17 protein-coding genes are annotated in these 19973 nt (G+C 70.7%); 11 read left to right on the plus strand and 6 right to left on the minus strand.

What is annotated here, in order from left to right; all coding sequences use genetic code 11:
* Window positions 1-43 precede the first annotated feature (43 nt).
* Both AC2YHB_RS06845 and AC2YHB_RS06850 read right to left on the minus strand, forming a co-directional pair.
* Complete coding sequence (locus tag AC2YHB_RS06845; protein WP_051932284.1) at window positions 44-277, minus strand: DUF5703 family protein; 234 nt, start codon at window positions 275-277, stop codon at window positions 44-46.
* The gene (locus tag AC2YHB_RS06850) at window positions 274-1227 is read right to left on the minus strand and encodes an aldo/keto reductase (RefSeq protein WP_179651318.1); all 954 of its coding nucleotides are present in this window, start codon (window positions 1225-1227) and stop codon (window positions 274-276) included. The genes AC2YHB_RS06845 and AC2YHB_RS06850 overlap by 4 nt, the downstream gene beginning before the upstream one ends.
* Window positions 1228-1317: 90 nt before the next feature.
* Between AC2YHB_RS06850 and AC2YHB_RS06855 the strand changes: the two genes are divergently transcribed.
* A complete protein-coding gene (locus tag AC2YHB_RS06855) occupies window positions 1318-2160 on the plus strand; it encodes an undecaprenyl-diphosphate phosphatase (RefSeq protein WP_179651316.1) in 843 nt (280 codons plus the stop codon).
* A gap of 85 nt (window positions 2161-2245) precedes the next feature.
* Here AC2YHB_RS06855 and corA read toward each other — a convergent pair whose 3' ends face one another.
* Window positions 2246-3226 carry a magnesium/cobalt transporter CorA gene (gene corA / locus AC2YHB_RS06860; RefSeq protein ID WP_036545779.1) on the minus strand — a complete coding sequence of 327 codons (981 nt, stop codon included), beginning with the start codon at window positions 3224-3226 and terminating at the stop codon, window positions 2246-2248.
* A 50-nt stretch (window positions 3227-3276) separates the two neighbouring features.
* Here corA and AC2YHB_RS06865 point away from each other — a divergent pair, with 50 nt between their 5' ends.
* The 4 genes from AC2YHB_RS06865 to mshC are packed head-to-tail and all read left to right on the plus strand — an operon-like array spanning window position 3277 to window position 6599.
* Complete coding sequence (locus AC2YHB_RS06865) at window positions 3277-3975, plus strand: histidine phosphatase family protein (RefSeq protein ID WP_179651314.1); 699 nt, start codon at window positions 3277-3279, stop codon at window positions 3973-3975.
* 23 nt (window positions 3976-3998) lie between these two features.
* Window positions 3999-4553 (plus strand): DUF3090 domain-containing protein, encoded by a 555-nt coding sequence (locus AC2YHB_RS06870; protein ID WP_036545774.1) that lies wholly within the window; start codon window positions 3999-4001, stop codon window positions 4551-4553.
* Between the two features lie 7 nt (window positions 4554-4560).
* Window positions 4561-5304 carry an SCO1664 family protein gene (locus AC2YHB_RS06875; RefSeq protein WP_179651312.1) on the plus strand — a complete coding sequence of 248 codons (744 nt, stop codon included), beginning with the start codon at window positions 4561-4563 and terminating at the stop codon, window positions 5302-5304.
* Between the two features lie 56 nt (window positions 5305-5360).
* The gene (gene mshC / locus AC2YHB_RS06880) at window positions 5361-6599 is read left to right on the plus strand and encodes a cysteine--1-D-myo-inosityl 2-amino-2-deoxy-alpha-D-glucopyranoside ligase (RefSeq protein WP_179651310.1); all 1239 of its coding nucleotides are present in this window, start codon (window positions 5361-5363) and stop codon (window positions 6597-6599) included.
* 103 nt (window positions 6600-6702) lie between these two features.
* Here the strand turns inward: mshC and AC2YHB_RS06885 are convergent, their stop codons facing one another.
* Window positions 6703-7548, minus strand: coding sequence for a PAC2 family protein (locus AC2YHB_RS06885; protein WP_218865313.1), 846 nt, complete (start codon window positions 7546-7548; stop codon window positions 6703-6705).
* Window positions 7549-7689: 141 nt separating this feature from the next.
* Here AC2YHB_RS06885 and metH point away from each other — a divergent pair, with 141 nt between their 5' ends.
* Both metH and AC2YHB_RS06895 read left to right on the plus strand, forming a co-directional pair.
* Window positions 7690-11466: a methionine synthase gene (metH, locus tag AC2YHB_RS06890; protein ID WP_179651308.1), complete on the plus strand. Its 3777-nt coding sequence runs from the start codon at window positions 7690-7692 to the stop codon at window positions 11464-11466.
* Between the two features lie 95 nt (window positions 11467-11561).
* A complete protein-coding gene (locus tag AC2YHB_RS06895; RefSeq protein ID WP_308645676.1) occupies window positions 11562-12203 on the plus strand; it encodes an HAD family hydrolase in 642 nt (213 codons plus the stop codon).
* On the opposite strand, the gene AC2YHB_RS06900 is transcribed toward AC2YHB_RS06895, so the two are convergent.
* Window positions 12175-13074 (minus strand): RecB family exonuclease, encoded by a 900-nt coding sequence (locus tag AC2YHB_RS06900; RefSeq protein WP_179651306.1) that lies wholly within the window; start codon window positions 13072-13074, stop codon window positions 12175-12177. The genes AC2YHB_RS06895 and AC2YHB_RS06900 overlap by 29 nt on opposite strands.
* An 82-nt stretch (window positions 13075-13156) precedes the next feature.
* Between AC2YHB_RS06900 and AC2YHB_RS06905 the strand changes: the two genes are divergently transcribed.
* The 3 genes from AC2YHB_RS06905 to arc all read left to right on the plus strand — a co-directional run bounded on the left by AC2YHB_RS06905 (window position 13157) and on the right by arc (window position 17222).
* Complete coding sequence (locus AC2YHB_RS06905) at window positions 13157-14305, plus strand: site-2 protease family protein (protein WP_308645675.1); 1149 nt, start codon at window positions 13157-13159, stop codon at window positions 14303-14305.
* Between the two features lie 9 nt (window positions 14306-14314).
* A complete protein-coding gene (locus AC2YHB_RS06910) occupies window positions 14315-15256 on the plus strand; it encodes a tRNA (adenine-N1)-methyltransferase (RefSeq protein WP_277987704.1) in 942 nt (313 codons plus the stop codon).
* A 205-nt stretch (window positions 15257-15461) separates the two neighbouring features.
* Window positions 15462-17222 (plus strand): proteasome ATPase, encoded by a 1761-nt coding sequence (gene arc / locus AC2YHB_RS06915; RefSeq protein WP_051932283.1) that lies wholly within the window; start codon window positions 15462-15464, stop codon window positions 17220-17222.
* Window positions 17223-17456: 234 nt separating this feature from the next.
* Here the strand turns inward: arc and AC2YHB_RS06920 are convergent, their stop codons facing one another.
* Window positions 17457-18275 (minus strand): DUF1206 domain-containing protein, encoded by an 819-nt coding sequence (locus AC2YHB_RS06920; RefSeq protein ID WP_179651304.1) that lies wholly within the window; start codon window positions 18273-18275, stop codon window positions 17457-17459.
* Between the two features lie 112 nt (window positions 18276-18387).
* On the opposite strand from AC2YHB_RS06920, the gene dop reads away from it, so the two are divergent.
* On the plus strand, window positions 18388-19896 hold the full coding sequence (dop, locus tag AC2YHB_RS06925; protein ID WP_179651302.1) for a depupylase/deamidase Dop: 1509 nt from the start codon (window positions 18388-18390) through the stop codon (window positions 19894-19896).
* Window positions 19897-19973: the final 77 nt, after the last annotated feature.

Consider the following 19973-nt stretch of genomic DNA (forward strand, 5'->3'; position numbering starts at 1 on the left):
CGGGTCCGGAATTGCTGCGGTTTGGTCCCAAACCGCAACACTTTCAGGCGGTACGAACCGCCCGGATGATCTTCCGCCGCAGCACGACCCGCCGCTTGCCGTCCGGACCGATCTGCACCCGGTCGAGCTCCCAGCCACCGTGCTCGGCGCGCTCGACGAGCAGCTTCGCGACCATGTTGCGGGAGAACTCCCGGTCGAAGGTCACCCGCTCGAACTCCCACTCCACCCCGCGCCCCAGGCCGCGCATCACGCCCGGCCGCAGCATCGAGACCGTCATGCCGCACCTCCTGACACATCGTCGAGTGCGCCGCGGATCTCCGCGGGCAGGACCTTCTCCTCGCTCCCGAGCGCGACCTTGAGCTGGGCGGCGGTGCGCGCGCCGACGACCGGCGCGGTGACGCCGGGGGAGTCGCGCACCCAGACCAGCGCCACCTCGAGCGGCGTCCAGCCGAGGCCGTCGGCAGCCCGGCAGACCGCCTCGACGATGCCGCGGCTGTGATCGTCGAGGTAGGCCTCGACGAAACCGGAGAAGACCGGCGACGCGGCGCGGGAGTCGGACGGGGTGCCGGTGCGGTACTTGCCGGTCAGCACACCCCGCCCCAGCGGCGACCACGGGAAGACGCCGAGCCCGAGCGCCTCGACCGCGGGCAGCACCTCGCGCTCGATCCGGCGGTTGACCAGTGAGTACTCCACCTGCGTGGACACGATCGGCGCCCGCCCCGGCGCCGCCTCCTGCAGCGTGACGGCGCGCGCGGTCTGCCAGCCGGTGTAGTTCGAGATGCCGACGTACGACGCCCGGCCGCTGCTGACCGCGTGGTCGAGCGCTCCCAGCGTCTCCTCGAGCGGCACCTGGTCGGTCCAGATGTGCACCTGCCACAGGTCGACGTGGTCGGTGCCGAGCCGCTTGAGGGAGGTGTCGAGGCCCCGCAGGAGGGCGCCGCGCGAGGTGTCGGTGACCCGCTCGCCGCCGCGGCGCCAGATGCCGGCCTTCGTCGCGAGGACCACCTCGTCGCGGCGGACCACGTCGCCGAGCAGCGCGCCGATGAGCTCCTCCGAGCGGCCGTCGGTGTAGCCGGCGGCGGTGTCGAGCGTCGTACCTCCGGCCTCGACGAAGGCGGTGAGCTGGTCGCGCGCCTCGTGCTCGTCGGTGTCCTTGCCCCAGGTCATCGTGCCCAGGGCCAGCCGCGACACCTGGAGGCCGCTCGCTCCGACGTACCGCTGCTGCATGGAGGAAAAGGTAGCCGCCCCACCGCAGCGAACCGGTCCGGCCACGCCGATGCGCGGACGACAACCAGCCTCTGCCTAGGATGCTCTCCCGTGGCGGACTACCTTCAGGCAGTGTTCCTCGGCATCCTCCAGGGCCTGACGGAGTTCCTGCCGATCTCCAGCAGCGCGCACCTGCGGATCTTCCCCGAGCTGTTCGGCTGGGGCGACGCCGGCGCCGCGTTCACCGCGGTCATCCAGATCGGCACCGAGCTCGCGGTGCTCATCTACTTCCGCAAGGACATCTGGCGCATCGCCCGCGCCTGGGTGCTGTCGCTCTTCAAGCCGGAGTACCGCGGCGCGCTCGACGCCCGGATGGGCTGGTTCATCATCATCGGGTCGCTGCCGATCGTGATCCTCGGCGTCCTGCTCAAGGACGTCATCGAGGAGCACTTCCGCAACCTGTGGCTGATCGGCTGCACCCTGATCGTGCTCGGCATCGTCCTGGGCATCGCGGACCGCGTCGGGCGCACCGACAAGGTCATCAAGCAGATGACCCTGCGCGACGCCGCCCTGATGGGTGGCGCGCAGGCCCTGGCCCTCGTCCCGGGCGTCTCCCGCTCGGGCGCCACCCTCTCGATGGGCCGCTTCCTCGGCTACGACCGCGAGGCCGCCACCCGCTTCGCCTTCCTGCTCGCCATCCCCGCCGTCGTCGGCGCCGGGGTCTTCGAGCTCAAGGAGATCGGCAACGTCGGGCAGGCGCACGCCGGCGAGGCCGACTACGGCTGGGGCCCGACCATCACCGCGACGGTCGTGTCCTTCGTCGTCGGGTACGCCGCCATCGCCTGGCTGCTGCGTTACGTCTCCACCAAGTCCTACACGCCGTTCGTGGTCTACCGGGTGCTGCTCGGCGGCGGGGTGCTGGCGCTGCTCGCAGCCGGCGTCCTCACCGCCTGAACGACCCCGCCGATCGGGCAGGAACTGCAGCTCGCGGGCCCTGGATGTTGCGGTTTGGTCCCAAACCGCAACAACTCCGGCGCGGCTAGAACCACCCCGACTTCTTGAACAGCACCCACAACCCGCCCGCCGTCCCGATCATCAGCAACAACGCGAATGGGTACCCGAAGGTCCAGTCCAGCTCGGGCATGTGCGTGAAGTTCATGCCGTAGATCCCCGCGATCAGCGTGGGTACGACGACCAGCGCGGCCCCCGCGGAGATCTTGCGCATGTCGTCGTTCTGCTGGACGGCGATCCGGGCCAGGTGGGCGTCGAAGGCCGTCGACAGGAGGCCGTCGAGGGTGTCGATCTCGTCGGCGGCCTGCGAGAGGTGGTCGCTGACGTCACGGAAGAACGGCCCGGCCTCGGCCTCGATCAGGTCGACGGACCCGGTGGCGAAGCGGCGCATCGGCTCGCGCAGGGGGAGCACGGCACGGCGTACCTCGGACAGCTCGCGCTTGAGGATGTAGATGCGGTTGCCGTCGTTGGTCCGCTCCTCGGAGAAGACCGAGGTCTCGACCTCGTCGACGTCGGTCTGCAGCTCGGCCACGACGGAGGTGTAGCCGTCCACGACCGCGTCGCAGACGGCGTACACGACGGCGGAGGGGCCGTGGTCGAGGACGGCCTGCTTCTGCTCGAGGTCGTGGCGGGCGTTGCTGAGGGCCGAGCCGCGGCCGTGACGCACCGTGATCACGAAGTCGGGGCCGATGAAGACGTTGATCTCGCCGGTCTCGACAGCGTCGTCCTCGTCGACGTACCAGAGTGTCTTGAGGACGAGGAACAGGCTGTTGTCGTACTTCTCGAGCTTGGGTCGCTGGTGCGCGACGACCGCGTCCTCGACCGCGAGCGGGTGGAGCTCGAAGGCCTGGGCGATCTCGGACAGCTCGATGTGGCTGGGCTCGTAGAGCCCGACCCAGACGAAGTCGTGGTCACGGCTGGCGGCCTCGCGGAGCGCGGCGTAGTCGTGCGGGTAGCAGTCGACCGGGAGGCGGACCCCGTGGCGGTAGACGGCGCTGTCGACGATCACAGCACCACGGTAAGCGTGCGGGCGACCGCGCCTGCTCTAGGCTCGCCGCCATGGCAACGCTGCTGCTGGTCCGCCACGGTCGGACCACCGCCAACGCCTCCGGTGTGCTCGCCGGTCGTACGCCGGGGGTGCTCCTCGACGACACCGGCACCGAGCAGGCGGCGCGTACGGGCGCACGGATCGCGGCGGTGCCGATCGCGCGCCTCGTGACCAGCCCGCAGGAGCGCTGCAAGCAGACCGCGAAGGCGGTCGCCGACGGCCAGCGGGGTGCCGGTCACACCGTCACCCGCGCGACGACCGAGAAGGCGCTCGCGGAGTGCGACTACGGCGACTGGCAGGGCCAGCCGATCAAGAAGCTGCTCAAGGAGCCGCTGTGGCGCACCGTGCAGCAGCAGCCGTCGGCCGTCACGTTCCCCGGCGGGGAGTCGATGGTGGCGATGCAGCACCGTGCGGTGGCCGCCGTACGCCGCATCGACGCCGCCGTCACCGCCGAGCACGGCGCCGATGCGGTCTGGGTCGCGGTCAGCCACGGCGACATCATCAAGTCGCTGCTCGCCGACGCGCTCGGGATGCACCTCGACCTGTTCCAGCGGATCAACGTCGACCCTGCGTCGGTCTCGGTGATCCGGTACGCCGCCGACCGGCCCTACGTCCTGGCGAGCAACACGCACGACGGTGACCTGTCCTGGCTCCGCAAGCCGCCGACGGCCAAGGGAGCGGTCGTCGGAGGAGGCGCCGGGCCGGCCTAGCCGCCCGTCGCTAGGGTGGCGGCATGCCGATCGTCCACGGATTCGACCCGCCGGAGCGCTTCGTCGCCGGCACCGTCGGCGAGCCCGGGAGCCGCACGTTCTTCCTCCAGGCCGTCGAGGGCAACCGCGTGGTCTCGGTCGCCCTCGAGAAGCAGCAGGTCGAGGCGCTGTCGGAGCGGGTGGACGAGCTCCTCGACGAGGTGATCGCCGACGGCACCGCCCGGGGCGTGATCCCCGCGATCGCGCCGTTCGGCCTCGCCGACGACGCGCCGTTGGCGCAGCCGATCGAGGAGGAGTTCCGGGCCGGCACGATGACCCTGTCGTGGGACCCCGGTGACGAGCGCGTCGTGATCGAGGTGTTCCCCGTCGGGGAGGAGCCGGCCGAGCTCGCCGACGGCGAGGAGCCGGCCGAGATGCTGCTGGTCCGGCTCGAGCCCGGCCAGGCGCGTGCGTTCGTGAAGCGTGCCGAGGCCGTCGTCGGTGCCGGCCGCCCGTCCTGCCCGTTCTGCGGCCAGCCGATCGACCCCGACGGCCACCTCTGCGTGCGCGCCAACGGGTTCAAGCGCCGCCAGCCCTGAGCCGCCCATGGCCGAGCTGACGATCAAGGGCCGGATCATGCCGGCCTCGAATGCGACCTTCCTGGCCGACCTCGACGGCACCGAGGTCGTCTACAAGCCGGTCTCCGGCGAGCGTCCGCTGTGGGACTTCCCGGACGGCACGCTGGCCGACCGCGAGGTGGCGGCGTACCTCGTCTCTGCCGCGACGGGCTGGGACCTGGTGCCCCGGACCTGGTGGGACGAGGGACCGCACGGCCCCGGCATGCTCCAGGAGTGGCGTGAGGTCGACCCGGACCAGGACGCCGTCGACCTGGTCCGATCCGGTACGACGCCCGAGGGCTGGCTCGAGGTCGTCGAGGGCCTCGACGACCGCGACCACCCGGTGACCCTCGTCCACGAGGACACCCTCGAGCTGCGGCGCCTCGCCGTCTTCGACGTCCTCGTCAACAACGCCGACCGCAAGGGCGGGCACGTGCTCGCGATGCCCGGAGGCCACCGGTACGGCGTGGACCACGGCATCGCGTTCCACCACGAGCCCAAGCTCCGCACCGTCCTGTGGGGCTGGGCGGGCAAGCCGCTGACCGGCGACGAGACCGCGACCGTCCGTACCGTGCTCGCCGCCGTCCGGGGCGAGCTGGGGGAGGCGCTCGGCTTCCACCTGGCCCAGCACGAGCTCGCGGCCCTGGAGCGTCGTACCGAACGGCTGCTCGCCGCCGGCGTGCTCCCCGGGCCGCAGGGCGGCTGGCCGCCGATTCCCTGGCCACCGTTCTGACCCGACCCGGACCCTCCCGGCTCACCGTCTCACCGCCAGCAACTAGCATCGTCGGCATGCGCGCATGGAACGCCCCGGGGATCCCGGTACTGCCGGTGACCGGTCCTCCCGTCGTCCTCCACGACACCGCGACGGGCGGCTCCGTCGAGACCTCGCCCGAGGGCGGTACGGCGCGCCTCTACGTCTGCGGCATCACGCCGTACGACGCCACCCACATCGGCCACGCCAACACCTACATCGCCTTCGACCTGCTCAACCGGGCCTGGCGCACGGCGGGCCACGACGTCCGCTTCGTGCAGAACGTCACCGACGTCGACGACCCGCTGCTGGAGCGCGCCACGAAGGTCGGCGTCGACTGGGTCGAGCTGGCGGAGCGCGAGACCGAGCTGTTCCGCAAGGACATGGAGGCGCTGCGGGTGCTGCCGCCGGTGGCCTACACCGGTGCCGTGGAGTCGATCCCGCTCGTCATCGAGCTGATCCAGCGCCTCGAGGCAGCCGGCGCGATCTACCGGGTCGAGGACGACCTCTACTTCTCGGTCAGCGCCGACCCGGCGTTCGGTGAGGAGTCGGGCTACGACCGCGAGACCATGCTGCGCTTCTTCGGCGAGCGCGGCGGCGACCCGGACCGGGCCGGCAAGAAGGACCCCCTGGACTGCGTCGTGTGGCGCGGCGAGCGCGAGGGCGAGCCGTCCTGGGACAGCCCGTGGGGCAAGGGCCGTCCGGGCTGGCACATCGAGTGCGCCGCGATCGCGCTGAAGGAGCTCGGCGGCGCCTTCGACGTCCAGGGCGGCGGCAGCGACCTCGTCTTCCCGCACCACGAGATGTGCGCCGGCCACGTGCAGGTCGCGACGGGCGAGCCGTTCGCGAAGGCCTACTCGCACGCCGGCATGGTCGCCTACGACGGCGAGAAGATGTCGAAGTCGCTCGGCAACCTCGTCTTCGTCTCAGCGCTGCGCAACAGCGACATCGACCCGATGGCCATCCGGCTCAGCCTCCTGCGCCACCACTACCGGACCGACTGGGAGTGGACCGACGACCAGCTGTGGACCGCCGTCGACGACCTCGCCGACTGGCGCCGGGCGCTCGCGCTGGGTGCCGGTGCCGCCGCCGCGCCGGTCGTGGAGGAGATCCTCGCGGCGCTCGCCGACGACCTGGATGCCCCGCGCGCCACGGCCGCGGTCGACGGGTGGGTCCGGGCCACGCTCGGGACCGACGGGCTGGCGGACACCAGCGACGCCGAGGCTGCGGTGACGCTGCTGCCGGTGCTCGACGCTGCGCTCGGCCTCAGCCTCTGAGGTCGGCCTGACGGTTGCGGTTTGGTCCCAAACCGCAACATCCGGAGCCGAATTCCTGCGGTTTGGGACCAAACCGCAGCAATTCCGGACCCCCGACAGCGCCTCAGTCGTCGTCGCGCCGCCGCTTGAGATACCGCTCGAACTCCCGCGCGATCGCCTCACCCGACGCCTCCGGGAGGTCCGCGGTGTCGCGCGACTCCTCCAGCGAACGGACGTAGTCGGCGATGTCCTCGTCCTCCTCGGCGAGCTCGTCGACACCGCGCTCCCACGCCCGCGCCTCCTCCGGGAGGTCGCCGAGCGGCAGGGAGATGTCGAAGAGGTCGTCGAGACGGCTCAGCAGGGCCAGGGTCGCCTTCGGGCAGGGCGGCTGCGCGACGTAGTGCGGGACGGCGGCCCAGTACGACACGGCGGGCAGGTCGACCGTCGTACACGCGTCCTGGAGGACGCCGACGATGCCGGTGGGGCCCTCGTAGGTCGACTGCTCGAGGTCGAGCCGGTCCAGCAGGTCGGGCTCGGTCGAGGAGCCGGACACCGGGATCGGGCGGGTGTGCGGGCTGTCCGAGAGCAGTGCGCCGAGGGTCACCAGCAGCTCGCCACCGAGCTCGTCGATGACCTCGAGCAGCTCGGTCGTGAACTGCCGCCAGCGCATGTTCGGCTCGATGCCGCGGATCAGGATGACGTCGCGGTCGAGGTTCGGGGGTGAGGCGACGGCGACGTGGGTGCTGGGCCAGGTCAGCTTGCGGAAGCCGTTCTCGTCGATGCCGACGGTGGGCCGGTTGACCTGGAAGTCGTAGTACTCCTCGGGGTCGATCGCGGCCACCACCCGGGCGTTCCACGCCTTCATCAGGTGGTCCACCACGGCCGTCGCCGACTCGGCAGCGTCGTTCCAGCCCTCGAACGCAGCGATGACCACGGGCCGCACCAGACCGGTGACCGTCTCGATCTCCATCACTCTGCCAGCCTAGTCAGCGAAGCACGAGTAACATGTGCAACAGCCGAGAGGCGTTGCAACGGAGGGCCGTCCAGGGATCTCCGCCACGCTCGGCCGGGACACCAAGGGCGCCTTCCATTTCACTGGAAGGATGGGTTGATGGCTCACGACAGGTCGCACGACGCTCAGTGGCAGCCTGACGCGACCGGCGAGCTCACGGCGCTCCTGCGGGAGCGGATCGTGATCCTCGACGGCGCGATGGGCACCGCCATCCAGCGGGACCGGCCCGACGAGGCCGGCTACCGGGGCGAGCGCTTCGCCAGCCGCGAGGAGTGGCCCTCGGACCTCGTGGGCAACAACGACCTGCTCTCGATCACGCAGCCGGCCATCATCGGTGGCATCCACCGCGAGTACCTCGACGCCGGCGCCGACATCATCGAGACCAACACGTTCAACTCGAACTCGGTCTCGCTGTCCGACTACGGCATGGAGTCGCTGGCATACGAGCTCAACCTCGAGTCGGCTCGCCTGGCCCGCCGCATCGCCGACGAGGTCGCCGCCGAGACCGGCCGCAAGCGGTACGTCGCCGGGGCGCTCGGTCCCACGACGCGCACGGCCTCGATCAGCCCCGACGTCAACGACCCCGGCGCGCGCAACGTGTCCTACGAGCAGCTCGTCGACGCCTACCTGGAGGCCGCCCGAGGCCTGGTCGACGGCGGTTCGGACCTGCTGTTCATCGAGACCATCTTCGACACCCTGAACGCGAAGGCGGCCATCTTCGCCGTCGAGACGCTGTTCCAGGAGGCCGGCCGCCGCTGGCCGGTCGTCATCTCCGGCACCATCACCGACGCGTCCGGCCGCACCCTGTCGGGCCAGGTCACCGAGGCCTTCTGGGACTCGGTGCGCCACGCCCAGCCACTCGCCGTCGGCCTCAACTGCGCCCTCGGGGCCAAGGAGATGCGCCCGTACGTCGCCGAGCTGTCCCGGCTCGCGGACTCGTTCGTCTCGGCGTACCCCAACGCCGGGCTGCCCAACGCCTTCGGCGAGTACGACGAGGCGCCCACGGACACGGCAGCGGTGCTCGTCGAGTTCGCGGACGCCGGCTTCCTCAACATCGTCGGCGGCTGCTGCGGCACGACGCCGGCGCACATCGCGGAGATCGCGAAGCAGATGGACGGCCGCGCCGTGCGCGAGCCCGTCGTCAACGAGCCGGCCATGCGCCTCTCGGGCCTCGAGCCGTTCACCATCACCGACGACAGCCTGTTCGTCAACGTCGGGGAGCGCACCAACATCACCGGCTCCGCGCGCTTCCGCAACCTGATCAAGGACGGCGACTACGACACCGCGCTGTCCGTCGCCGCGCAGCAGGTCGAGGCCGGCGCCCAGGTCATCGACATCAACATGGACGAGGGCATGATCGACGGCGTCGCCGCGATGGACCGCTTCGTCAAGCTGATCGCCAGCGAGCCCGACATCAGCCGGGTCCCGCTGATGATCGACTCCTCCAAGTGGGAGGTCATCGAGGCTGGCCTGCGCTGCGTCCAGGGCAAGCCGATCGTCAACTCGATCTCCATGAAGGAGGGCGAGGAGAAGTTCGTCGAGCAGGCCCGGCTCTGCAAGAAGTACGGCGCGGCCGCGGTCGTGATGGCCTTCGACGAGGACGGCCAGGCCGACAACCTCGAGCGCCGCAAGCAGATCTGCGAGCGGGCCTACCGGATCCTCGTCGACCAGGTCGGCTTCCCGGCCGAGGACATCATCTTCGACCCCAACGTCTTCGCGGTCGCGACCGGCATCGAGGAGCACGCCACCTATGGCGTCGACTTCATCGAGGCGACGCGCTGGATCAAGCAGAACCTGCCCGGCGCGAAGGTCTCCGGCGGCATCTCGAACGTGAGCTTCAGCTTCCGCGGCAACAACCCGGTGCGCGAGGCGATCCACGCCGTCTTCCTGTTCCACGCCATCGAGGCCGGCCTCGACATGGGCATCGTCAACGCCGGTGCCCTGGTGCCCTACAGCGAGATCGACCCGGAGCTGCGTGACGCGATCGAGGACGTCGTCCTCAACCGCACCGACGACTCCCTGGCGGCGACCGAGCGCCTGCTCGAGCTCGCCGAGGCGCACCGCGGCACGGGTGAGAAGGTCGAGGCGGCCGCGGAGGAGTGGCGTTCGCTGCCCGTGGGGGAGCGGATCACGCACGCGCTGGTCAAGGGCATCGACGGCTTCGTCGAGGCCGACACCGAGGAGCTGCGCCAGGAGATCGCCGCCCGCGGCGGGCGTCCGATCGAGGTCATCGAGGGCCCGCTGATGGACGGCATGAACGTCGTCGGCGACCTCTTCGGCGCGGGCAAGATGTTCCTCCCGCAGGTCGTGAAGTCGGCCCGCGTGATGAAGAAGGCCGTGGCCTACCTGATCCCCTTCATCGAGGAGGAGAAGGCGAGCAACCCCGCGCTGGCCACCCAGAAGGACACCAACGGGACGATCGTCCTGGCGACGGTCAAGGGCGACGTCCACGACATCGGCAAGAACATCGTCGGCGTCGTGCTGTCGTGCAACAACTACGAGGTCATCGACCTCGGCGTGATGGTGCCCGCGCAGAAGATCCTCGACACGGCCAAGGAGGTCGGTGCCGACATCATCGGCCTCTCCGGCCTGATCACGCCGAGCCTCGACGAGATGGTCGGCTTCGCCACCGAGATGCAGCGCCTGGGCCTCGAGATCCCGCTGCTCATCGGTGGCGCCACGACCTCGCGCGCGCACACGGCGGTCAAGATCGACCGGAAGTACGACGGCCCCGTCGTCTGGGTGAAGGACGCCTCGCGCTCCGTGCCGACCGCCGCCGCCCTGCTCGACGAGCGCCAGCGCGGCGAGCTGATGGAGGCCACCCAGGCCGACTACGACGCGCTCCGCGCCCGCCACGCGCAGAAGTCGGAGCGCCCGCAGCTGTCCTTCGCGGACGCGCAGGCCAACAAGTCGCCCATCGACTGGACCGGCTACGCCCCGCCGCAGCCGCGCACGCCCGGGGTCCACGTCCTCGCCGACTACGACCTCACCGAGCTGCGCGACTTCATCGACTGGCAGCCGTTCTTCAACGCCTGGGAGATGAAGGGCAAGTTCCCCGACATCCTCAACAGCCCCACGCACGGCGAGGCTGCCCGCAAGCTGTACGACGACGCGCAGGCCATGCTCGACCGGCTGGTCGAGGAGAAGTGGCTCACCGCCAACGGCGTCTACGGCCTGTTCCCGGCGGCCAGCAACGGCGAGGACGTCCTCGTCTACGAGGACGACTCGCGGGCCGTGGTACGCACGACGCTGCACCAGCTGCGCCAGCAGGGACAGCACCGCGAGGGCGTGCCCAACCGGTCGCTCGCTGACTACGTCGCCCCGATCGGCGCCGACCTCGCACCGGGTGGCGGCGACTGGGTCGGTGCCTTCGCGGTCACGGCCGGGATCGGCACCACCGAGCGGATCACGGCGTTCAAGGAGGAGCTCGACGACTACTCGGCGATCCTGCTCGAGGCGCTCGCCGACCGGCTCGCCGAGGCGTTCGCGGAGCGGCTGCACCAGCGGGTGCGCACCGAGTTCTGGGCACACGTGCCGGAGGAGCAGCTCTCCAACGAGGACCTGATCGCCGAGAAGTACACCGGCATCCGCCCCGCGCCCGGTTACCCCGCCTGCCCGGACCACACCGAGAAGCGCACCATCTGGGAGCTCCTCGACGTCCAGGCCAACACCGGCATGGAGCTCACCGAGTCGATGGCGATGTGGCCCGGTGCCTCGGTCTCCGGCATCTACTACAGCCACCCCGAGGCGCAGTACTTCGTCGTGGGCCGCCTCGGCCGCGACCAGATCGAGGACTACGCCGCCCGCAAGGGGTGGAGCGTCGTCGAGACCGAGAAGTGGCTCTCGCCGAACCTCGGCTACGACCCGGACGACTGAGCCTGACGTACGCGGCGAGGGCCTCGGTTCCATCTGGGGCCGAGGCCCTCGTGGCTCCTGGCGGACCGACGAGCGAGGCGTGAAAGGATCCCTTCGTGAAGCCTGCCGCGGTCCTGTGGGACATGGACGGAACCCTCGTCGACACCGAGCCCTACTGGATGGCCACCGAGACCGCCATCGCCGAGCAGTACGGCGGCACCTGGACCCACGAGGACGCGATGAGCCTCGTGGGCAACGACCTGCTCGTGTCGGGTGCGTACCTCAAGACCAAGCTCGGCCTGGACCAGTCGCCCGAGGAGGTCGTCGAGATGCTCCTCGACGGCGTCGTCGCCCAGGTCCGTCACTCGGTGCCGTGGTGTGCCGGCTCCCGCGAGCTGCTGCTGGCGCTGCACGCGGCCGGGGTGCCGTGCGGCCTGGTCACGATGTCCTACCAGCGCTTCGTGGCGCCGATCCTCGAGCACCTGCCGCCGGAGACCTTCCGGGTGATCGTGACCGGCGACATGGTGAGCGAGGGCAAGCCGCATCCCGAGGCCTACCTGACGGCCGCTGCGGCGCTGGGCGTCGACCCGGCGGACTGCGTGGCCATCGAGGACTCACCGACAGGAGCCCGCTCCGCGGAGGCCGCCGGCTGTCGCGTGCTCGTCGTACCGAACCACGTGCCGGTGCCGGACGGGCCGAACCGGGTGTTCCGGGAGTCGCTCGAGGGCCTCAGTCCGGAGGAGCTGGGGGCTCTCTGACCTCGGGGACCGGGTACGGCGGGGCCTCGCCACCCCACGCCGGGCAGATGGCCTGGTGGGCGCACCACGCGCACCCGGCACCCTTGCGCGGCTCGAACTGCCGCCTCTCGGTCGCCGCCCGGATGGCGTCCCACACCGCGAGCACCTTGCGCTCGGTCGCGAGCAGGTCCTGCTCATCTGGCTCGTAGCGCAGCACCTCGCTGTTGCCGAGGTAGACCAGCTGGACCATCTTCGGCACCACGCCGCGCATCCGCCACAGCACGAGCGCGTAGAACTTGAGCTGGAACAGGGCCTTGCCCTCGAACATCTCGACGGGCGAGTTGCCCGTCTTGTAGTCGACCACGCGGATCGCGCCGTCGGCAGCGATGTCGACCCGGTCGATCACCCCGCGCAGCAGCAGCTTGCTCTCGGTCAGCGTCTCCACGTAGAGCTCGCGCTCGGCGGGCTCGAGCCGGCGCGGGTCCTCGAGGGCGAAGTAGCGTGCGAGCACCTCGCTGCACGACGCCAGCCAGGCGACGATCTCGGGACCGTCGGCCGGGAACATCGAGCTGACGGCCGGCTCGATCGCCTGCAGCTCCGCCCAGGCCGGCGCCAGCATCGTGTCGGCCTGCTCCGGGGTGCGCTCGGCCGCCGGCAGGTCGAAGAGCTGCTCCAGCACACGGTGCACCACCGTGCCGCGGACCGCGGCGGGCGACGGCGGCTCGGGGAGCCGGTCGATGCTGCGGAAGCGGTAGAGCAGCGGGCAGTTGAGGAAGTCGCCGACCCGGGACGGGGACAACGCGCCCAGCACCTCGACGCCGTCGACGCGGGTGCCACCGCGCTCGGCCGGGTCGGCCGGCTCGACGCCGGCGGGTGCTGGTGAGGTGGTCATGTCACGACAGTAGGCCAGCCCTCCGACATTCCGGTCCTGCCCACGCGCCACCGGACAGCCGGGGCCCGGATAGCCTCGCCGTGTGTCCTCCCCGTCGCCCGCGCCCCAGCGGCCACCCGTGCCCCGCGGCATGGTCCGCATCGGCCGGATCGCGGGCAGCGACGTGCTCGTCTCGACCTCGTGGTTCTTCGTCGCCGCGCTGATCGCCTGGATCATGGGACCGCGCGTCGACCAGGTCCAGCCCGGGCTCGGCGCCTGGAAGTACGTCGTCGGGGTCGCCTTCGCGATGGCGCTCTACCTCGCGATCCTGCTCCACGAGGCCTCGCACGCGCTGGTCGCACGGCGCTTCGGCTTCACCGTCGAGGCGATCACCCTGCACTTCCTGGGCGGCGCCACGACGATCGACGGCGAGGCCCGCCGACCCCGGCAGGAGTTCTGGATCGCGGTGGTCGGCCCGATCACGTCCCTGGCGGTCGGTGCCGTGGCGGTCGCCCTCTGGTTCGCCATTCCCGAGGAGCAGGGCCTGCTCCTGCTGGTCGTCGAGGGCCTGGCCGGCTCCAACCTGGTCATCGGTGTGCTCAACCTGGTCCCCGGGCTCCCGCTCGACGGCGGCCGGGTGCTCAAGGCCGGCGTGTGGGCGCTCACGGGCAAGGTCTACGTCGGCACCGTGGTCGCCGGCTGGGGCGGCCGGGTCACGGCGGTCGCCGTCGTCGTCTGGGCGTTCCTCAGCAGTCGCGACGGCACGGTCGTCAACTCGGTCGTCCTCGTCATCGTCGCGATGTTCCTCTGGACCGGCGCGAGCCAGGCGATCGCCGCCGCCGGCGTGGTCCGGGGCCTGTCCGGCGTCGTGGCGCGCGAGCTCGCCCGACCCGCCATCACCGTTCCCGAGGACCTGCCCCTGGCCGAGGCCGTACGACGTGCCGGCGCCGCCTCCGTCCCCGGCAGCACCACCGGCATCGTCACCACGACGTCGGACGGACGGCCGGTCGGCGTCGTCTCCGACGAGGCGGTGCGCGCGGTCCCCGAGGAGCGGATGCCCTGGCTGGCCGTGTCGACCGTCGCCCGCAGCCTCGTCGGCGGCCGCGCCCTGCCGGTGGGGATCACGGGCGAGGACCTGCTCGCGGCGCTGCGGCGTACTCCGGCGTCGGAGTACGTCCTGCTCGCCGAGGACGGCAGCGTCCACGGCGTGCTCGCGACGGCCGACATCGTCCGGGCGATGCGCAACCGATAGATTGCGCCGGTGAACGACGCAACTCCCGACGTACCCGAGGACGCCTGGTCCGGCGTGCACCGCGGCCCGCTGCGCGCAGGGGAGTGGGTGCGACTGCTGGACGGCAAGGGCCGGCGGCACAATTTCGCCCTCGAGCCCGGCAAGCGCTTCTTCTCCAACAAGGGCCACCTCGAGCACGACGACCTGATCGGTCGCGAGGAGGGCTTCACGATCACCTCCTCGGTGGGCGGCGAGTACCTCGTCTTCCGGCCGCTTCTCTCGGAGTACGTCGTGTCGATGCCCCGCGGCGCGGCGGTCGTCTACCCGAAGGACTCCGCGCAGATCATCGCGATGGCCGACATCTTCCCCGGTGCCCACGTCGTCGAGGCCGGCGTCGGCTCCGGTGCGCTGACCTGCTCCCTGCTCAGGGCCGTCGGGCCACACGGCAAGGTGTCGTCGTACGAGCGCCGCGAGGAGTTCGCCGACGTCGCCCGCCGCAACGTCACCCAGTTCTTCGGCGGCGACCACCCGGCCTGGCAGCTCACGCTCGGCGACCTGGCCGAGGCGCTGCCGGCCTCCGGCGAGCGGTGCGACCGGATCATCCTCGACATGCTCGCGCCGTGGGACTGCCTCGACGCGGCCGCCGACGCCCTGCTGCCCGGCGGCATCGTCTGCGCGTACGTCGCCACCACGACCCAGCTGTCCAAGTTCGTCGAGGCCGTGCGGGTCCACGGCGGGTTCACCGAGCCCGCGCCGTGGGAGTCCCTCGTCCGCGACTGGCACGTCGAGGGCCTGGCCGTGCGGCCCGGCCACAAGATGATCGGGCACACGGCGTTCCTGGTCACCGCCCGGCGGATGGCGCCGGGGGAGCGGGCGCCGATCAAGAAGCGCCGCCCGGCGCCGGGGGCGTACGGACCGGACTACGCGGGTCCGCGGCCGCCCGGGGTGCCGGAGGCTCCGGCCGAGGACTGACCGCCGCGGAGTGTTGCGGTTTGGTCCCAAACCGCAACGATCCGGGCCGGCCACCTGCAGTTCGTGCCCCACCGACGACTCCCCGCGACACCCCCGGCACCGGCCGCGACCTCGCACACCGCAACCGAAACGTTGCATCGAAAGCGTGGCGAAGCACTTCCGTGCAACACGCCCGCGAGTAGGGTCGTGACAGGAGGTGTGCCACATGACGAGCATGGGTGAAGGCACGGGTAGCCACCGCTCTCCGAGTCGCGAGGAGCTGGAGGAGCAGGTGCGCTACCTCGAGGACGAGGTCCGCGACCTGCGCCGCCGGGCGGTCGACGCACCGGGAGGCGCCGGACGATCCCTCGAGATGCGGCTCGCGGACGCGCAGCGTTCGCTGGCTGCGGTGACCGCGCAGAACGAGCGGCTCGCGAGCACGTTGCGCGACGCGCGTGACCAGATCATGAAGCTCAAGGAGGAGGTCGACCGCCTTGCCCAGCCGCCGGCCGGGTTCGGCACCTTCCTCCAGCGCAACGAGGACGACTCGGTCGACGTGTTCACCGGGGGCCGCAAGCTCCGGGTGACGGTGAGCCCCGCGGTCGACCTCGACACGCTGCGCCGCGGCCAGGAGGTCATGCTCAACGAGGCGCTCAACGTCGTCGCCGCCTTCGACTACGAGACGGTCGGCGAGGTCGTGATGCTGAAGGAGGTGCTCGCCGACGGCGAGCGCGTCCTGGTCATCGCCAACGCCGACGAGGAGCGGGTGGTCAAGCTCGCCGAGCCGCTGCTCGACGAGACCCTGCGGGCCGGCGACTCGCTGCTGCTCGACTCCCGGGCCGGCTACGTCTACGAGAAGGTCCCGAAGTCGGAGGTCGAGGAGCTCGTCCTCGAGGAGGTCCCCGACATCACCTACGAGACCATCGGCGGTCTCGGCAACCAGATCGAGATGATCCAGGACGCCGTCGAGCTGCCCTATCTCTACCCGGAGCTGTTCGCCGAGCACGAGCTGAAGCCGCCGAAGGGCATCCTGCTCTATGGCCCGCCCGGCTGCGGCAAGACCCTGATCGCCAAGGCCGTCGCCAACTCGCTGGCCAAGAAGGTCGCCGCGAAGACGGGCGCCGAGGGGAAGTCGTACTTCCTCAACATCAAGGGCCCCGAGCTGCTCAACAAGTACGTCGGCGAGACCGAGCGGCACATCCGGCTGGTCTTCCAGCGGGCCCGCGAGAAGGCGTCGCAGGGTACGCCGGTCATCGTGTTCTTCGACGAGATGGACTCCCTGTTCCGCACCCGCGGCTCGGGGGTCTCCTCCGACGTCGAGAACACCATCGTCCCGCAGCTGCTCAGCGAGATCGACGGCGTCGAGACGCTGGAGAACGTCCTCGTGATCGGTGCGTCCAACCGCGAGGACATGATCGACCCGGCCATCCTGCGCCCGGGCCGACTCGACGTGAAGATCAAGATCGAGCGCCCGGACGCGGAGTCGGCGCGTGACATCTTCAGCAAGTACCTCACGCCGTCGCTGCCGCTGCACACCGAGGACGTCGCCGAGTTCGGCGGCGACAAGCAGGCCGCCGTCGCCGGCATGATCCAGGCGACCGTCGAGCGGATGTACACCGAGACCGAGGAGAACCGCTTCCTCGAGGTGACCTATGCCAACGGCGACAAGGAGGTCCTGTACTTCAAGGACTTCAACTCCGGCGCCATGATCCAGAACATCGTCGACCGGGCGAAGAAGATGGCCATCAAGGACTTCCTCGACCACGACCAGAAGGGCCTGCGGGTCTCCCACCTGCTCCAGGCCTGCGTCGACGAGTTCAAGGAGAACGAGGACCTGCCCAACACGACCAACCCCGACGACTGGGCGCGGATCTCCGGCAAGAAGGGCGAGCGGATCGTCTTCATCCGCACGCTCATCACCGGCAAGCAGGGCACCGAGCCGGGCCGGTCGATCGACACCGTGTCCGACACGGGCCAGTACCTCTGACAATCCTTGGTCCGGCCTGAGAGGCTGGGCCAGCAAGCAATCGACAACTCCCGAAGGAGCCCCCTGTGGTCAAGAAGCTCGCCCTCGTCGTCCTCGTCGCGCTCGGCGTCACCGCCGCGGTCAAGGTCGCGAAGTCCCGCTGACGCACCCCTGACAGCACGCCCCGGCACGGTTCCGTGCCGGGGCGTCGTCGTACCCGGCGACGTGGCGTGATCCCTGCACGCCGGGTCGGCCTCAGGAGCTGCGCAGGTACCACGCCCGGACGAGCTGGTACGCGCCGTAGCAGGCCAGGCCGACGGCCACGACCACGATCAGCCACGGCCCCAGCGGCTCGTCGCGGAACCGGACGATGGCCTGGTCGAGCCCGGCCTTCTGCTGCGAGTCGTGCTCGAGGGCCGCGCGGCCGACGAGCACGGCGATCACGCCGAACGCCGCGGCGCGGCTCAGGTGTCCAGCGCGGGCGAGCACCTGGACCACCCGACCCACGTCTCCCGTGCGTCCCTCGACCTCGACGTCCTTGCGCCAGCGGTCGGTCAGCCCGCGCCAGGCGCTGGTGACTGCGACGGCCATGACGACGGCCGCCGCAGCCAGCACGAGGAGGGTCCCGAACGGGAGCCGCAACAGGGAGCCCGTCGTACCCCCTCCTCCGCCACCACCGTCGCCCAGCGCGGTCCGGACGGCCAGAGCGGACAGCACCCCGAGTACGACGGCGCGGCCGGCGGAGCCGAGCCGGGCGAGCCAGCGCTTGGCGCCGTCGTCGTCGCGGTGTCCGCCGATCGCCTGGCAGACCTGCCAGACCACCAGGGCAGCCAGTCCGCCGGCGACGAGCCACAGCAGGGCCGAGCCGAGCGGCTTCTGCGCGATCTCCTCCAGCGCCCCGGAACCGGACGCGGAGCCGGACGGGTGGCCGAGGCCGGCCTCGGCGGCGAGCCATCCGATGAGGACGTAGACGACGCCGTACACGACCAGGCCGATGCGGGCCATCCGGTCCAGCACCGGATGGTCGCGGACCTCCCGTGCCGCCCGCCCCGCGGCTTCCCCCGTGGCCGTCATCGCTCCTCCTCGTCCTGCACTACCCGCGCGGGGCACCGGCATCCGCCCGATCGCTGCTGCCCGTCCGGACGGGCAGCAGCGCGGCGCGTGCCCTGCGCCGTAGGCTGGAGTCATGAGCGTGCGCCGAGTGATGGGCACCGAGGTCGAGTACGGCATCTCGGTGCAGGGGCAGCCGACCGCGAACCCGATGGTCGCCTCGTCCCAGGTCGTCAACGCGTACGCCACCGCCACCGTGCGTGCCCGGCGTGCCCGGTGGGACTTCGAGGAGGAGTCGCCGCTGCGCGACGCCCGCGGCTTCGACATGTCGCGCCAGATAGCCGACCCGTCGCAGCTGACCGACGAAGACCTCGGCCTGGCCAATGTCATCCTCACGAACGGTGCCCGGCTCTACGTCGACCACGCGCACCCGGAGTACTCCACGCCGGAGGTGGTCTCGCCACTCGACGTCGTGCGGTGGGACAAGGCGGGGGAGCAGGTGATGCTCGACGCCGCCCGTCTGGCGCAGAACCTGCCCGGCAACCCCGGGATCGTGCTCTACAAGAACAACACCGACAACAAGGGTGCGTCGTACGGCGCCCACGAGAACTACCTGATGCGGCGCTCGACGCCGTTCGCCGACATCGTCAAGCACCTCACCCCGTTCTTCGTGAGCCGGCAGGTCTTCTGCGGCGCCGGACGTGTCGGCAAGGGCCAGGACGGGCGCGGCCAGGGCTTCCAGATCAGCCAGCGCGCCGACTTCTTCGAGGTCGAGGTGGGCCTCGAGACCACCCTCAAGCGACCGATCATCAACACGCGCGACGAGCCGCACGCCGACCCCGAGAAGTACCGCCGGTTGCACGTGATCATCGGCGACGCCAACCTCGCCGAGATCGCGACCTACCTCAAGGTCGGCACCACCTCGCTGGTGCTGGCGATGATCGAGGACCGGTTCATCTCCCGCGACCTCACCGTCGACCTGCCGGTCGCCTCGCTGCGCGCGGTGTCCCACGACCCGACGCTGCGCCACGAGGTGACCCTTGCCGACGGTCGGCACCTGACGGGGATCCAGCTGCAGCTGGAGTACCTCGACCTCGCGAAGAAGTACGTCGAGGACCGCTATGGCTCCGATGCGGACCCGCAGACCGTCGACGTCCTCGCCCGGTGGGAGGACGTGCTGAACCGGCTGGAGTCCGACCCGATGTCGCTCGCCGACCAGCTCGACTGGGTCGCGAAGCTGAAGCTGATCGAGCAGTACCGCTCGCGCGACGGGCTCGCGTGGGACGACGCGAAGCTGCAGCTCATCGACTACCAGTACTCCGACATCCGGCCGGAGAAGGGCCTCTACCACCGCCTGGTCAAGGCCGGCCGGATCCAGCGGCTCCTCACCGACGACGACGTCGAGTCGGCGATGACGAACCCGCCGACGGAGACGCGGGCCTACTTCCGCGGCCGCTGCCTCGAGAAGTACGCCACCGACATCGCCGCCGCGTCGTGGGACTCGGTGATCTTCGACCTTCCCGGCCGCGAGTCGCTGCAACGGGTGCCGACCATCGACCCCCTGCGCGGTACGAAGAAGCACGTCGGCGAGCTGATCGACTCGTGCGAGACCGCCGAGCAGCTGGTCCGGGCGCTCAGCCGCTGAGTGGTGGCCGATCGGCCGGTCGTCGTACCGATGGCCAAACCGTGACCTGACAAGTCACTCGCGCACAGCCAGCAAGT

It is taken from the genome of Nocardioides sp. SRI_004, from assembly GCF_057586415.1.

Coding starts and splice junctions, on each gene's coding strand:
- AC2YHB_RS06845 (WP_051932284.1), bottom strand. CDS start 277: ATGACGGTCTCGATGCTGCGGCCGGGCGTGATGCGCGGCCTGGGGCGC.
- AC2YHB_RS06850 (WP_179651318.1), bottom strand. CDS start 1,227: ATGCAGCAGCGGTACGTCGGAGCGAGCGGCCTCCAGGTGTCGCGGCTG.
- AC2YHB_RS06865 (WP_179651314.1), top strand. CDS start 3,277: ATGGCAACGCTGCTGCTGGTCCGCCACGGTCGGACCACCGCCAACGCC.
- AC2YHB_RS06870 (WP_036545774.1), top strand. CDS start 3,999: ATGCCGATCGTCCACGGATTCGACCCGCCGGAGCGCTTCGTCGCCGGC.
- AC2YHB_RS06875 (WP_179651312.1), top strand. CDS start 4,561: ATGGCCGAGCTGACGATCAAGGGCCGGATCATGCCGGCCTCGAATGCG.
- mshC (WP_179651310.1), top strand. CDS start 5,361: ATGCGCGCATGGAACGCCCCGGGGATCCCGGTACTGCCGGTGACCGGT.
- AC2YHB_RS06885 (WP_218865313.1), bottom strand. CDS start 7,548: ATGGAGATCGAGACGGTCACCGGTCTGGTGCGGCCCGTGGTCATCGCT.
- metH (WP_179651308.1), top strand. CDS start 7,690: ATGGCTCACGACAGGTCGCACGACGCTCAGTGGCAGCCTGACGCGACC.
- AC2YHB_RS06900 (WP_179651306.1), bottom strand. CDS start 13,074: ATGACCACCTCACCAGCACCCGCCGGCGTCGAGCCGGCCGACCCGGCC.
- arc (WP_051932283.1), top strand. CDS start 15,462: ATGACGAGCATGGGTGAAGGCACGGGTAGCCACCGCTCTCCGAGTCGC.
- AC2YHB_RS06920 (WP_179651304.1), bottom strand. CDS start 18,275: ATGACGGCCACGGGGGAAGCCGCGGGGCGGGCGGCACGGGAGGTCCGC.
- dop (WP_179651302.1), top strand. CDS start 18,388: ATGAGCGTGCGCCGAGTGATGGGCACCGAGGTCGAGTACGGCATCTCG.